A 13459-nucleotide genomic window follows, 5' to 3' on the forward strand; every position below is an offset into this window, starting at 1 on the left:
GCAGCCGGGATCGCCTTCCCGTGCCTGGTGGTGTGCCGTGCGGCGGGCTCGCCGGCGCACGGGAGATCTGCTCGGCGCGCCGGTTCGGAGGCTGCGGATTGCAACGTTTCAACCGAGCTCGTCATGGATCTCACGACGCTGTCTCCGTCGACCGGCCACCGGACTTCCGCGTGGAGAAGGAGCCTAGGCACCACGGATGTTGACGTCAACATCCGCGCGCACGGGGACGCACAGGGCTTCGGAATCCCCCTCTCTCTTGCGCAAACCCGGAAGAAATCCCGCTCCGGCGGGCGGACTTCACCCCGGACACACTTCCGGGGACACCCGCTCGCATACCCTGGCGGGGATCACGTACGACTCGGTGGAAGGCGCCCGGAGGGAGCCGTGGAAGGCGTGCCGGCGGAATCCGGGCAGCCTCGTCAGCGACGGCGCGAGGCGTCGATCGACGACGTGGCACGGCGGGCCGGAGTCTCGGGCCAGACGGTCTCCCGCGTCGCCAACGGCCGCGACAACGTGGGGGCCGCGACCCGCGAGCGCGTACTGACGGCCATGAAAGAGCTGGGCTACCGGCCCAACAGCGCCGCCCGCGCCCTGAGATCGGGACAGTTCCGCAGCATCGGGGTGATCGTCTTCACCATGGCCTCCTACGGGAATCTGCGCACCCTGGAGGCCGTCGCCGCCGCGGCCGCCGAGCGGCGTTACACGATCACGCTGATGCCGCTGACGCGTCCCACCCACGCCGATGTGAGCGACGCCCTCGACCGGCTGGGGGAGCAGGCCGTCGACGGAGTCGTCGTGCTCATCGAATCGAACCTGACCGGGACGGCCGAGGCCCAGCTGCACAGGGGGGCTCCCGTCGTCGTGGTGGACTCCCGGGCGGCCGGCCGGTCCGCGGTGGTGGACACCGACCAGTTCATGGGGGCGCGTCTGGCGACCGAGCATCTCCTGGAACTGGGCCACGACACCGTCCGGCACGTCGCCGGTCCCCGTGACTCCTACTCCGCCGGCCTGCGCCTGCGGGGCTGGCGCGAGACCTTGCTCGCCCACGGCCGGCCGGTGCCCGAGCCTGTCCACGGCGACTGGTACTCCGACTCCGGGTACGACGCCGGGCGACGGTTCGCCGCCGATCCCGAGCTGTCGGCCGTCTTCGCCGCGAACGACCAGATGGCCCTGGGGGTGCTGAGGGCCCTGTCGGAGGCTCACCGGCGCGTTCCGGAGGACGTGAGCGTCGTCGGATTCGACGACATGCCCGAAGCCAGGAATTTCATCCCTCCGCTGACGACCGTCCACCAGGACTTCGCCGCAGTCGGCAGAACGGCCGTGGACGCGCTCGTCCAGGAGATCGAGGGCGGACGAACCGCCGAATCCACGGAGATCGCGCCCCGGCTCATGGTCCGGGGCAGTACGGGCAGGCCCTCCGGGCACCGGCAGGAGACCTCCGGGCCGGTGCCCGGAGGGTGAGCGGGTGTCCGCGGACGCACCGGACGCCGCACACCCGCCGTTCCACCGGTGGGCCCTGCCGTCAGCAGCCTCCGAAAGCCGCCGCCCGCATCACCTCGGGTGGGCGGGCTGCAGCCCCGCGTACACACCGCCGGTGCCCAGCAGTTCCTCGTGGGTGCCCACCTCGGCGATCCTGCCTCCCTGCATGGCCACGATGCGGTCGGCCCCCTGGATCGTGGAGAGCCGGTGGGCTACGACGAAGACGGTCCGGCCGTGCACCAGCCGTGTGAGGGCCTCCTGCACGAGGGCCTCGGAACGGTTGTCCAGCGCGGAGGTCGCCTCGTCGAGCACCAGCACCCTCGGGTCACGGATCAGTGCCCTCGCGATGGCGAGGCGCTGCTTCTGACCGCCCGACAGTTGTGCGCCGTGCTCCCCGATGACCGTGTCCAGGCCACGCGGCAGACGGTCCACGAATTCGAGCGCGTTGGCGTCCCGGAGGGCTCGCATGAGCGTCTCCTCGTCCGTGTCGCCCATGCCGTAGGTGACGTTGTCACGGATGCTGCCCTCGAAGAGGATCGACTCCTGGGGCACCACCGACAGGAAGCGGCGATAGGTCCGGAGATCGAGCCCGGCCATGTCGGTCCCGTCCAGCAGGATGCGGCCCGAGGTGGGCCTGATGAATCCGATGAGCAGATTGAGGACCGTGGACTTGCCGGCACCGGACGCGCCGACGAGTGCGATGGTCTCCCCCGGCCGCGCGGAGAGGGTGAACCCGTCGACCGCCGACTTCCCGTCCTCCTCGTAGGCGAATCCGACGCCCTCGAAGTCGATGCGGCCGACGACGCTCTCCACCCGGGCCTTGCCGGCGTTGTTCTCCAGGTCGGGTGCCTGCAGCACCTCGCCTGCCGAACGTACGGACTCCAGGCCCTTGGTGAGGATCGGCGCCAGACCGAGCAGCGTCGTCACGGAGCCGGTCAGCACGGTGAAGAAGGAGCTGAGCATCACCACGTCCCCCGGGGTGATGGCCATCCACCCGTGGTACGCCACCAGCGCGGAGCCCGTCAGGCACAGCACACCGAGCGTGTTGAGGATGACCCAGGCCAGCGACGCGAAACGGCCGTTGATCGTGTCGAGGCGCATCCCGGCCGCGAACACCTGCCGCAGCGAGCCGTCCACCCGGCCGAGCGCCGTCCGTTCCAGGCCGTGGGCGCGGGTGATGGGAATGAGAGTGGTCATCTCGCCCACACGGGAGGAGAGTTGTTCGACCTCACGGCGGAAGGACTCGTTGTGGCTGCGCAGCCGGCCACGCAGTTTCATCACGAGGAAGCCGGAGGCGGGGACGACGACGAGGAAGACGGGAAGGAACTCGGGCACGCGTACGCCGATGACGACGAGCCCGCCGATCAGCGTGACGACCGCGCCGAGCCCCATGTCGGAACTCTGCTGGACCATCTGTTCCACAGCTTCGACGTCGCGCACCACCTTGGCCTGCAGCACGCTCGAACTCACCCGTGAGTGATAGCCGATGGACAGTTGCTGCATCCGGCGGCAGAGGGCCGAGCGCAGCGTGATGCCCATGCGCCGGATGCTGCCGGCGAGGCACCGTACGTACCACTGGTGGAGCGGGTAGTTGATCACGAGGATGAACAGCAGGACGCCGCTCGCCTTCCAGATCCCCGATTCGGGACCGTGCTGGACGACCACGTCGAGGACGGTGGCGGTGATCAGGGGCAGCAGCCAGATGGGGCTGTGCTTCACGACGAAGATGGCGACCGCCAGGGCCAGCCGGCCACGGTCGGGGTGGAAGAGGTGGCCGAGCGTGCGGACCGGGTTCTCGCCGCGGTAGCGGTGATCGAGGTGGTCAAAGGGTGCCAGGGGTTCGGCGGAGAGCGGTGAAAGCGCTTTCTTCATACGGATATCCCATCTGCTCCCGCTTCCGCCGACAACCCCCGTTCCACGGGAAGAGACACACCGGGCTCCGGCGAACGTCTCGCCGTGCCCGCCCGCGCCCTTCGGCGCCACAGCTTCCGGTGATTCACCCGAACTCTTTCGAGGTGACGCTGCGTAATCCCGCGCGGACCGGGTAGCGGGCCGAGATGTTCAGGTATAGGCGTGTACGAGTTCTGACCGTGCTGCTCGGTGGCTGGGTGGCACTGACCGCCGTGGAGCGATGGGCGGAAGGGGCACCGTGGCCGAGTGCGGTGCTGGGCGGGCTCCTGTGGTCCTGCGTGGTGGCCGGTGTCTGGTGGTTCGCCGAATGGACCCAGTCACCTCTGCGGACCACGCGCCGAGCGGCGGCAGAACGTGTCCCGACGGACGACGCGACGCCGGAACGGGCGGCGGACACGAATGCTCCGGCCTCACGCAGCGCCGAATCCACCGCATCGTCACGGGGCTGACCGCCCGTCACGCGTCGCGACAGACGTGACCGCCCGTGCGCCCGGGAGGGGCGCACGGGCGGTCATGTCTGCGGGGCCGTCCCCGGCAGATCGGACGAGCCGGGTTCAGATACCCCTTGGCCCGTCCCCCACCGCCGTGGACTCGGCAAGCTTCTGGAACTCGCCCAGGTCGTAGTTGGCCAGGGCCGAGTCGAGATTGGTCAGGGCGCCGAGGTGCTCCACGAATCCGTGGGGGTCGTACTCGATCTGCAGGGCGACGCGGCTGGAGGTGTCGTCGAGACGGTGGAAGGTGACGACGCCGGCGTGATGCACACCCTCGATGGTCTTCCAGGCGATCCGGTCCTGCGGGACGACCTCGGTGAGCTCCGCGACGAAGGCCTTGTCGGCGCCCGGCAGGGACAACTGCCAGGAGAACCTGCGCTCGTCCATCGGGTCCACGCGTCGCACGTGGCTGAGGAACTTCGGCCACTGCGTCACGTCGCTCCACAGAGCCCAGGTGACGCTGACCGGCGCCTTGATGTCGACGGTTTCGACGAGGGAGGAGGACATGGAGAACAACCCTTCTTTGCTCGGTTACGCCTTGCGCTGCCGAGTACCCGATCGTCGGCCGCGCACGCATGCCCCTCCTCACACCGGCCCACGGGCCCGGTACGCGGCGGTGCGACCGGCCGGACCGGGCCGTATCCCACGGACGCCGGCGGCCGTCGCCGTTCACGAGGCGTCGAGCGCGGCACGCCAGACGGCGCTCTCCACGTAGTGGTTGTCGAACTTCTCGGCGGACCCGGCGATCTCCTTCGGATCCGCCTCCCCCCGCATGACCCGGCCGAGCAGACGCAGGTACGCGAAGCGGTCCATGCCGCGGTCGAACACGAACAGGACGTCCGCGGTGCGGCCGGGGGCGGCGGCGAAGGCGTGCGGGGTGTGCGGCGGGACCGCCAGGAAGTCCCCCTGTCCGAGGACGGCCACCTCCTCACCCACCAGCACCCGCAGGGCTCCGTCGAGCACGAAGAACAGCTCCGTCGCCCTGGTGTGGAAGTGAGCCGGTGCTCCCACCGCTCCCTCTGCGAAGGTCGAGCGGTAGCTCGTGAACCCTCCGTCGGCGTGACCGGCCTCGCCGAGCAGACGCATGGTGCTGCTCGGGTCGACGCAGGTCTCCGCGTCGGCGTGACGGGTGAGGAGGGGGCGGAACGAGGTGGTCGTGTTCTCGGTCATGAACACGACTCTACGACCGTATATGCCCATCCCCAGGGCCATTTGGGCCTTGGAACCCTGGGCCAATACAGGAGCGTGCCGACAGCGCTGCGCTCCGGCTCGCCCCTCTGGTCCCGTGCTCCGGCGCACTCCGCCCGCGCTGCGGACCCATGCGAGCGCCGGTTCCCGCACCGCCCTCGCCTCCTAGAGTGGGATGGTTGGCCGCCGCATCGCGCAGCGCCGCCCGGCAGGCCACGGGCCGGACCGGGTGGCAACGGCACGTTCCTGCCGCACGGAGGATTCACATGAGCGCCTACGACCGGACGATCCTCGCCGACGGCCCCGTACTGTTCCTGGGACTGGGAGGGGCAGGCACCGAGGTGTCCCCGGGCGGGCTGCCGGCCGAATACCACGGCTCCCCCGGGCACACCCACCTGCCCAACGGCGAACCGGCCACACTGTTCGACGGCACGAGCGGACAGTACGTCGAGGTCCCGGACAGCGAGGTCCTGTCCGTCTCCACCACGGGAGCCCTGACCATCGAGGCCTGGCTGCGACCGGACGCGCTGGTCTTCCCCCGCACCGAGGGCTCCGGGTACGTCCACTGGCTCGGCAAGCTCACCTACGCCACCGTCAACCAGTGCGAATGGGTGGCGCGCATCTACTCCGCGGGCAACACCGAGGGGCGCGCGAACCGTGTCTCCGGCTACGCCTTCAATCCGCCCGGCGGACTCGGCGCGGGTTCGTACTTCCAGGACCCCCTCCGCCCCGGCGAGTGGATGCATTACGCCCTCGTCATCACCACCGCGCCGGACGGTCCCGCCCAGCCGCCGGGCCGCACCAAGATCTACCGGGACGGGCGGCTGCGGGACACCGACGCACTGGCCGACTACGACATCGTCCCCGCGGACACCACATCGCCGCTTCGCATCGGCAGCGCGGCACTGCGTTCCTTCTTCCTGGGCGGGATCGGCAAGGTCGCCGTCTATCCACGGGAACTGCCGGCCGAACGCCTGGCTGAGCACCACGCGGTCATGACCTCGGGCTGACCACGGCGGCCGGGCTGTCCGGAGCGGCCGGGAAACGGTTCGCGCCCCGGAACCCGAGTCCTTGGCTTCCATCGGAGCACTGTGGGTCGCAGACGCGACGCGAGGGGAGCCGGGGATGACCGAGGGCACGAGGACCGACCGCTCGGGCTTGCTGCTCGGCCAGTTCGACCAGGCCAGGGAGATGGCCCAGGTGCGGCTGAAGGGGCTGGGTGACGACGAGTACCTGTGGGAGCCGGTGGCCGGTTCCTGGTCGATCCGGCGCCGGGGCGAGTCACCGACGCCCCGGGCGTACGGACCGGGCGAGTGGGTGCTCGACAGGGGCGTCCCGGACATCCCGGCGAGCGAGTACGCCGAGGTCGCCCGGCAGGCCGCCGGGGGCATGGCGGTGTCCAAGATCGCCGATGACTGGAGCGTGAGCGTCGATCGGGTGGAGCAGGTCCTCGCCCACAGCGGTGAGCCGGAGCCCGACGAGACCCCTGTGACCACCATCGCCTGGCGGCTCGGGCACCTGCACTCCTGTCTCGCGGGCCAGTGGGAGTGGACCTTCGGCGAGCGCCGGCGGGAACCGAGGCTGCTGGTCGACTTCTTCCCCTCCGCGTCGGTGGCACTCGATCGGTTCTGGGACCTGATCGGCCGCTGGCGCGACGGCGTGGCCGCGGTCACCGAGGAGCAGCTGGACACGGTGGGCTTCTCGCAGTACCCCTACGGATCCGATCCCGACGACCCGTTCGCCGCGGTGCCGGCGGGGGCCAACCTCGAGTACATCCATCACATGGCCGAGATATCGCTAATCCGCGACCTGTGGCGGGGGCGCTCCACGACATCCGGGTGAGCCCGGGCGCACCCTGAGCACGGCGCACGGCGTTTCCGCCACGGGTCACGGGCCCCGTCGTCCGCGGCCCGACGGAGCGTGTGCGCCCCGGAGGACGGCGTGTTTCAGTGGACCGGTGACCTGCAACAAGGGCGAGGACATCCATCGGCGGAAGGGCCAGTCATGAAGTTCGCGGTGATCGGCGGCACGGGGCTGATCGGATCGAAGGTCGTCGAGAAGCTGCGCGCCGACGGACACGAGGCCGTGCCCTGCTCGAAGTCGACGGGCGTCGACGTCATCAGCGGCAAGGGGGTGGAGGAGGCGGTCGCCGGGGCCGATGTGATCGTCGACCTGACGAACTCCCCCACCTTCGACGAGGCCGCACCGGAATTCTTCCGGCGGTCGATGGGGAATCTGCTGGACGCCGGGCGGAAGGCGGGGGTGGGCCACTTCGTCATGCTGTCCATCGTCGGCGTGGACCAGGTACCCGAGTTGGACTACTACCGCGCCAAGGCGCTCCAGGAAGAACTTCTCGCGGCGGGGCCGATCCCGTACTCCGTCGTCCGCGCCACGCAGTTCATGGAGTTCGTCGACGCGATCATGAGCTGGAGCGCCGACGGTGACACCGTCCGGCTGCCCGGCACCCCGATCCAGCCGATCGCCGCCCAGGAGGTCGCCGACGCGGTCGCCGAAGCCGCCATGGGCACTCCGCTGCGGGGTGTCCACAACATCGCGGGCCCCGAGGTCTTCCCTCTCGACGAACTCGGCAGGATCACGCTCGCGGCCCGCTCGGACGGCCGTACCGTCGTCACCGACGACACCGCCGGGATGTTCTCCGTCGTCCGCGGGGACGTTCTGACGAACAGGAGCGACGCATCGCTCGCCCCCACCCGCTACGCGGACTGGCTCGCGTCGCACTGATACTCCGGGGGCCCGGCCGGGGAGGGGGCGCAGGCGTCCACCTGCGCACGGGCCTGCGTCCTCCGGCCGCCGAGGACATCGCCGAGTCCGTCATCTTCGCCGTCACGGTGCCCGCCCATGTGGACATCGCCGGGATGACCGTGGTTTCCCGTACAGCGCGGCTGACGTGACCGGCTCCGGTTCGACGTCCTGGGTCAGGTCCTTCCCGCGTCGTTCGGGCAGGTCACGGCCGCGGGTCGGCGGGGCGGTCAGACACCTGCGTCGGGGCAGGTGGGGTCGAGGTACCGGACCGCGGAGTGTTCGGCGTGCGGGAGGAGCAACGCCTGGAGTTCCTCGGCGGCTGCCTCCAGGAGGTGGCCGTCCCGGTGTGCGTGAAGGGTCTCCAGGACGAAAGTGACCCGGGTGCTGTCCTCGGTGACGCGCGTGCGGTGGGCGTCGCGGTGGTTCCAGTGCCGGGTGAGGACGCCGCTGGTGTCGGCGTAGACGATCTCGCCGGGCTTCGGGTTCTCCACGGTGTCCGGTTCGCCGAGCGGGGTGAACTCCTCGCTGCCGTCGGCGTACCGGATGTCGACAGCACCGGTGACGTGCGCGAGGTCGAAGGCCCCGGCGGGCAGGCCGTGGCGGAGGGAGACCGTGTTGTACGAGTCGACGGCGGGGTTGATCCGCGGGAGCACCCCCTTCTTGGCCACGCGGCGGCCGAGGGCGTCGACGCTGGGGCGGATGCGGCGGGGGTTGGTGCCGAAGGAGCGGTAGGCCGTGTGCCATGCCTCGATGCGGGGGTCGTTCTCGTCGGCGGGCTGCCATACGCCGTCGGCGGCCTCCTGTTCCAGGTGGTGGAGAGCGGCGGTGGCCTCGGGCCAGGGCTCGCGTCCGCGCAGGCCCTTCGCGGTGACGAGCGCGATGCGGGTGTCGGGGAAGGCGTCGGCGACATCGGGGTGGATACGGAAGACGGTCATGGGGCGGTGTCCTGCTCTTCGTGTGCGTGGGGCGGGGGCGAGGCCGTGGACGGCCGGGCCACCCTGGTGGGATCAAAAAATCCCGAGGTTTCACAACGGAACGACTCGACCGTACAATGAAGCGACCGGATGGTGTCAACCGAACGACCGAGCGGTCCATTGCAGCACTCCGCCAACCAGCCCGTATCAGCACACATCAGGACGGTGAATCAGTGCCAGACTCGGACGAAGCCCTGCGTACGCTCGCGCGCAACGTCAGGTCCGCACGCACACGGGCAGGGCTGTCCCTGGACGAGCTGGGCCGGCGCGCCAAGGTCAGCAAGGGCGCGCTGGTCGGGCTGGAGAAGGCTCAGGGCAATCCGAACTTCGCCACCCTCGTCCGTCTCGCCGACACGCTCGGAATCTCCGTTTCCGCCCTGCTGGAGGGGCCGTCCGAGGGCCGGGTCCGTGTGGTTTCCGCCGACGCCGTCATGCCGCTGTGGGCCGGCGAGCGGGGCAGCGAGGCCCGGCTCATGCTGACGACCTCGGGAGCGGCCCCGGTCGAGGTCTGGCGCTGGAGGCTGGAGCCCGGCGAGGAGTACCCGAGCCATCCGCATCAGGCCGGCGTCGTGGAGACCGTCAGTGTCACCTCGGGCCGGATGACGCTGATCGTCGACGGCACGGAGCACGCCGTCGAAGCCGGGCAGACCGCCACCTTCGACGGCGACGCCTCCCACGCCTATCGCGGCTCGGGCACCGGAACCTGCCACCTGATCATGACGGTACACATCCCGCCCGGTCCCGGCTCCACGAACTGACCCCTGCCGATCAGGGGCCGCCCGTACCGCCCGCCCTACGTCCGGCCCGGCACCTCGTACAGCCAGGGGATGCCACCACCGGGGTCGTGGAGGTCACGCCGTCGACAGGACGTGGCCATCCGCGTCGAGTTCGACCACCGTGCCGGTGGTCCTCGCCCGTTCCGCCGCCCAGACGACGCGGTGGGTCGCCAGGCTCTCGGTCGCGTCGGAGAGAAGGAGCGACCTGTCACCGGTGGCGACGGCCGCGAAGAAGGCGTCGGTCAACGCCTCGTCGCCGCCTCCGTGTCCGTCCTCGGGTGAGGGGCCCGGGTTTCCCGCTCCGCCGGCCCCCGCATCAACGGTGAGCGGGCCGTCGGTCCGCGTGCGGTCCGACAGCGTGTCGAGGGCCCGCGTGTCGACGGTCCGTTCGGATCCGTCGCGGAAATCGACCAGGCGCAGCGTGGTCCCGTCACCTTCGACGAAGCCGTGGGTGCCCATGAGCCGGGTGCGGCGCTGTTCCATCGGGGTGTAGGCGCTCATGGTGAACGAGCAGGTGGCGCCGGATTCGAACTCCATGGTGACCACCTGGTTGTCGACCACGTCGTTGTCGCAGGCGTACGCGCACCGCCCGTAGGGACCGGTCCTCAGTGCCTCCAGCACCCCGGCCTCCGTGTGCTCGGCCGTGACGGCCGACAGCGGCCAGAACTCCTGGTCCTCGTCGCCCAGACATCCGAGGTAGAGCCGTTTCGCCGAGTACGGGCAGCCCGCCTCCACCGGGCAGTCGAGGCAGCGGTCGGTCGCGCCGGCGGGCGCGTCCTCGGGCCGCAGGTGGGTCAGGCTGCCGAAGGACCCGACCCTGCGGGGCAGAGTTCCGAAGAGGTGGACCAACCAGTCGATGTCGTGGCAGGCCTTGGTCAGCAGCATGGGTGCGGAGGTGTCCTCACGACGCCAGTTGCCCCGCACGAAGGAGTGCGCGTGGTGCCACCAGCCGACGGGCTCCAGGTGCTGGACGCTGACGAGGCGGCCGATGGTGCCGCTGTCCAGCAGCTCCTTGAGGTACCGGGTGTACGACGTGTAGCGCAGCACATGACAGACGGCCAGCAGTACACCGTTGCGCAGCGCCGCCTCCGCGATGGCCGACGCATGGCCTTCCCCGGTGGCCATCGGCTTCTCCAGGAGAATGTGGTAGCCGAGACCGGCCAGCGCCACCGCGGGCTCCACGTGCATCCGGTCCTGGGTGGCGATCACGCATGCGTCGGCCAGCTTTCCGGCCGCCACCACGTCGGTCCAGTCGGCGTACACCCGCTCCGCCGGCACCCCGAACTCCCGAGCCGCCCGGGCACGGCGGCCGGGGTCCGGTTCGGCCACCGCGACCACCCGCCCCGCCCCCGTGGCCAGCGCACGCCGCGCGTAGGTCGTGCCGCGGAGCCCGGCTCCGACGAGCACCGTCGTCACCTCGGACATGGGATACCTCCTGGTGGGGACCGCCCCGCGCACCGGACCCGGAGGCCGGTGCGCGGGAACGGACGGGAGCGGGGCAACGGGCCCGCGGGGGTGCGGGGCCGTTCTCAGTGGCCGAGCAGCGTGCGCAGCGACGGCTGCAACAGGTCCGCGTGCGCCCGCACCATGTCGTCGCACAGGTCCCAGATGCGTTCGACCGGCAGGGCCGCGGCGGTGGCCGGGTCCGCCATGGCCGCCTGCCGGATGGACCGGGGGTCGTCCTCCAGAGCGGCGCGGACGACCAGTTCGTTCATTCCGAGGTAGCCGCGGTTGAGGGCTGCGCACTGGGCGGGCAGGGAGCCGACACGGGTGGGCTGGACTCCCAGGGCGTCGACCAGGCACGGCACTTCGACGGTTCCGGTCGCGGGCAGGTTGTCGATCAGCCCGTGGTTCGGGACGTTGCCGTAGATCGTGCGGGGCGTACCGGTCACGACACTGTGGATGAGCTGGGGGGCGTACTCCATCGTGCCCTCGACGTCGAGCGCCGATCCGTCGGCCAGTGTGTCGCGGGTCCGTTCGTATGCGGCGATGTTCTCGTCCACGATACCGAGATAGGCGCCGACGGGGAGGCGGAGACGCTCGATCTCACTGTCGTGGTGCAGGTACCAGGGGACGTACTCGGCGGAGTGCTCGCTGGTCTCGGTCGGGTAGTAGCCCAGGCGCCGGTACATGTCGACGCGTACCCGGCGCCGCAGTTCGGGGTTCCGCGCGATGAGGGAGTCGAGCCGCGGGTAGAGGTCGGTCCCGTCGTGTTCGAGACGGAGCACCCACGCCTGGTGGTTGACGCCGGCGGCCCGGTACACGACTTCCTCGTGCGGGACACCCAGGAGGTCCGCCAGGTCGCGAACGGTCCAGTACACCGAGTGGCACAGACCGACGACACGGGTCAGCCCGGTGGCCTGGGTGAGGTACTGGACGTTCATCGCCATCGGGTTGGTGTAGTTCAGCAGCCAGGCGTCGGGGCAGACCTCGGCGATGTCCTCGCCCAGCGCCTTGAGCAGTGGGAAGGTGCGCAGCGCGCGGAAGATGCCTCCGATGCCGAGGGTGTCCCCGATGGTCTGGCGGACGCCGTGGCCGGCGGGGACGTCGAAGTCGACGCGGGTGGATTCCCGCATGCCGACCTGGACGATGTTGATGACGAAGTCGGCCCCTTCGAGGGCCGCCTTCCGTTCGGCGTGGGCGGTGATGCGGGGCCCGCCGCCCTGTCCGGTCAGCCGGTCCGCGATCTGGCGGGCGGCGCCGTGTGCCGTGGCGAGGCGTTCCGCGTCGATGTCGTGGAGGGCGATATGGGCGCCCTTGAGCTCCGGGAACACGAAGAGGTCCGCCAGGAGGCCCTGGGTGAACACTACGCTTCCGGCGCCGATGAACGCGATCTTGGGGTTGGTCTGGGTCATCACAGGTTCTTTCCGTTGCGGGCGACTGCCGTTCGGGCTTCGTCCCAGGTGGGCTGGGCGGGGGTACCGCCGTGTGCCCGGGTGGACAGGGCGCCGCAGGCGGCGGCGATTTCGAGAGCCTCCGGGAGAGGGAGGCCGTGCAGGAGGGCGGCGACCCAGCCGGCGTCGAAGCTGTCCCCCGCGCCGACGGTGTCCAGCGGCCGGGCGGCAGTCCCGGGGGTGCGCCGCAGAGCGCGGCCGTCGTGCAGGAGGGCGCCCTCGGCCCCGTTCTTGACGACCACGTGCGGCCCGCGTGCCGCGAGTACAGCCGCCGCGGCGTCCAGGGGGTCCGCACCGGGTGCGGAGACCGCCGTGGAACCGATGGCGTCCGCGAGGGCCAGCGCCTCCTGCGCGTTGGGCAGCAGGTAGTCGGTGACGGCGAGCGTCGCTTCGATCCCTCTCCGCTCCCACGTGCCGGAGGGGTCGTCGTTGGTGTCGAGCGAGGTCGTCGCACCGCCCGCGCGAGCCTTGGCCAGCAACCGGGGCAGCGCCTCGGCGATCCGGGGCAGGAGGAAGTACGAGGACGCGTGGACGTGCCTGGCGCCGGTGAGCAGCGCCTCGGGGACGTCGTCGGGGCCGCCGGCGGAGAGCGTGCCCGGGGCGGTGAGGATCGCCCGGTCGCCGTCCCCCCGTGTCACGATCACCGTGAGGGGTGTCGGGAGGACGGGATCGGTGTGCAGGGCCTGGGTGTCGACCCCTCGGGCGGTCAGGGCGGTGCGGACGAACCTCCCGGCCTCGTCGTCACCGACGCGTCCGGCGAAGGCGACCTTGAGCCCGAGGCGGGCGGCTCCGCACGCCATGATCGCGCCTGAACCGCCGAGTGTGAGCCGGCCGGTGTCGACGAGTTGTTCGCGCTGTCCGAAGGCGGGCGGGGTGTCGAGCGGGCCAAGGACGATGTCGGGATTCGCGTCCCCGATGACGAGCAGGTCGAAGGTGTGCTGCATACGGCTTCCTGTGATCGCGGACCCCGGCTGACCGGGTCC

Annotated in this window: 12 protein-coding genes; 5 read left to right on the plus strand and 7 right to left on the minus strand. The window is 70.7% G+C overall.

Going from position 1 to position 13459, the window contains the following annotated elements; translation table 11 throughout:
- Positions 1–393 precede the first annotated feature (393 nt).
- Positions 394–1461, plus strand: coding sequence for a LacI family DNA-binding transcriptional regulator (locus tag P8A20_RS03185; RefSeq protein WP_261988822.1), 1068 nt, complete (start codon positions 394–396; stop codon positions 1459–1461).
- A gap of 90 nt (positions 1462–1551) precedes the next feature.
- Here P8A20_RS03185 and P8A20_RS03190 read toward each other — a convergent pair whose 3' ends face one another.
- The 3 genes from P8A20_RS03190 to P8A20_RS03200 all read right to left on the minus strand — a co-directional run bounded on the left by P8A20_RS03190 (position 1552) and on the right by P8A20_RS03200 (position 5051).
- Positions 1552–3351, minus strand: a complete 1800-nt coding sequence (locus P8A20_RS03190; RefSeq protein WP_147961325.1) for an ABC transporter ATP-binding protein — start codon at positions 3349–3351, stop codon at positions 1552–1554.
- Positions 3352–3944: 593 nt separating this feature from the next.
- Complete coding sequence (locus tag P8A20_RS03195) at positions 3945–4388, minus strand: SRPBCC family protein (RefSeq protein WP_147961323.1); 444 nt, start codon at positions 4386–4388, stop codon at positions 3945–3947.
- 162 nt (positions 4389–4550) lie between these two features.
- Positions 4551–5051, minus strand: coding sequence for a cupin domain-containing protein (locus P8A20_RS03200; protein WP_147961322.1), 501 nt, complete (start codon positions 5049–5051; stop codon positions 4551–4553).
- A gap of 284 nt (positions 5052–5335) precedes the next feature.
- Between P8A20_RS03200 and P8A20_RS03205 the strand changes: the two genes are divergently transcribed.
- The 3 genes from P8A20_RS03205 to P8A20_RS03215 all read left to right on the plus strand — a co-directional run bounded on the left by P8A20_RS03205 (position 5336) and on the right by P8A20_RS03215 (position 7811).
- Entirely contained in the window at positions 5336–6079 is a 744-nt protein-coding gene (locus tag P8A20_RS03205) for a LamG-like jellyroll fold domain-containing protein (protein ID WP_187282254.1), read from the plus strand.
- A gap of 115 nt (positions 6080–6194) precedes the next feature.
- Positions 6195–6911, plus strand: a complete 717-nt coding sequence (locus tag P8A20_RS03210) for a DinB family protein (protein ID WP_147961320.1) — start codon at positions 6195–6197, stop codon at positions 6909–6911.
- Between the two features lie 162 nt (positions 6912–7073).
- Positions 7074–7811 (plus strand): SDR family oxidoreductase, encoded by a 738-nt coding sequence (locus P8A20_RS03215; protein ID WP_147961319.1) that lies wholly within the window; start codon positions 7074–7076, stop codon positions 7809–7811.
- 248 nt (positions 7812–8059) lie between these two features.
- On the opposite strand, the gene P8A20_RS03220 is transcribed toward P8A20_RS03215, so the two are convergent.
- Positions 8060–8767 (minus strand): B3/B4 domain-containing protein, encoded by a 708-nt coding sequence (locus P8A20_RS03220; protein ID WP_147961318.1) that lies wholly within the window; start codon positions 8765–8767, stop codon positions 8060–8062.
- Between the two features lie 212 nt (positions 8768–8979).
- On the opposite strand from P8A20_RS03220, the gene P8A20_RS03225 reads away from it, so the two are divergent.
- Complete coding sequence (locus tag P8A20_RS03225; protein WP_147961317.1) at positions 8980–9564, plus strand: helix-turn-helix domain-containing protein; 585 nt, start codon at positions 8980–8982, stop codon at positions 9562–9564.
- A 93-nt stretch (positions 9565–9657) separates the two neighbouring features.
- Here P8A20_RS03225 and P8A20_RS03230 read toward each other — a convergent pair whose 3' ends face one another.
- The 3 genes from P8A20_RS03230 to P8A20_RS03240 form a co-directional block, all read right to left on the minus strand.
- A complete protein-coding gene (locus P8A20_RS03230; RefSeq protein ID WP_147961316.1) occupies positions 9658–11007 on the minus strand; it encodes a Gfo/Idh/MocA family protein in 1350 nt (449 codons plus the stop codon).
- 104 nt (positions 11008–11111) lie between these two features.
- Positions 11112–12437 (minus strand): alpha-glucosidase/alpha-galactosidase, encoded by a 1326-nt coding sequence (locus P8A20_RS03235; protein ID WP_147961315.1) that lies wholly within the window; start codon positions 12435–12437, stop codon positions 11112–11114.
- Positions 12437–13420: a carbohydrate kinase family protein gene (locus P8A20_RS03240; RefSeq protein WP_147961314.1), complete on the minus strand. Its 984-nt coding sequence runs from the start codon at positions 13418–13420 to the stop codon at positions 12437–12439. The genes P8A20_RS03235 and P8A20_RS03240 overlap by 1 nt, the downstream gene beginning before the upstream one ends.
- Positions 13421–13459 lie beyond the last annotated feature (39 nt).

The sequence above is a fragment of the Streptomyces sp. Alt3 genome, from assembly GCF_030719215.1.
Classification (GTDB): Bacteria; Actinomycetota; Actinomycetes; order Streptomycetales; family Streptomycetaceae; genus Streptomyces; species Streptomyces glycanivorans.

Excerpts from the sequence above, each read along its gene's own strand:
- P8A20_RS03190 (WP_147961325.1), bottom strand. The coding sequence starts at position 3,351 with ATGAAGAAAGCGCTTTCACCGCTCTCCGCCGAACCCCTGGCACCCTTT.
- P8A20_RS03195 (WP_147961323.1), bottom strand. The coding sequence starts at position 4,388 with ATGTCCTCCTCCCTCGTCGAAACCGTCGACATCAAGGCGCCGGTCAGC.
- P8A20_RS03200 (WP_147961322.1), bottom strand. The coding sequence starts at position 5,051 with ATGACCGAGAACACGACCACCTCGTTCCGCCCCCTCCTCACCCGTCAC.
- P8A20_RS03205 (WP_187282254.1), top strand. The coding sequence starts at position 5,336 with ATGAGCGCCTACGACCGGACGATCCTCGCCGACGGCCCCGTACTGTTC.
- P8A20_RS03210 (WP_147961320.1), top strand. The coding sequence starts at position 6,195 with ATGACCGAGGGCACGAGGACCGACCGCTCGGGCTTGCTGCTCGGCCAG.
- P8A20_RS03215 (WP_147961319.1), top strand. The coding sequence starts at position 7,074 with ATGAAGTTCGCGGTGATCGGCGGCACGGGGCTGATCGGATCGAAGGTC.
- P8A20_RS03220 (WP_147961318.1), bottom strand. The coding sequence starts at position 8,767 with ATGACCGTCTTCCGTATCCACCCCGATGTCGCCGACGCCTTCCCCGAC.
- P8A20_RS03230 (WP_147961316.1), bottom strand. The coding sequence starts at position 11,007 with ATGTCCGAGGTGACGACGGTGCTCGTCGGAGCCGGGCTCCGCGGCACG.
- P8A20_RS03235 (WP_147961315.1), bottom strand. The coding sequence starts at position 12,437 with ATGACCCAGACCAACCCCAAGATCGCGTTCATCGGCGCCGGAAGCGTA.
- P8A20_RS03240 (WP_147961314.1), bottom strand. The coding sequence starts at position 13,420 with ATGCAGCACACCTTCGACCTGCTCGTCATCGGGGACGCGAATCCCGAC.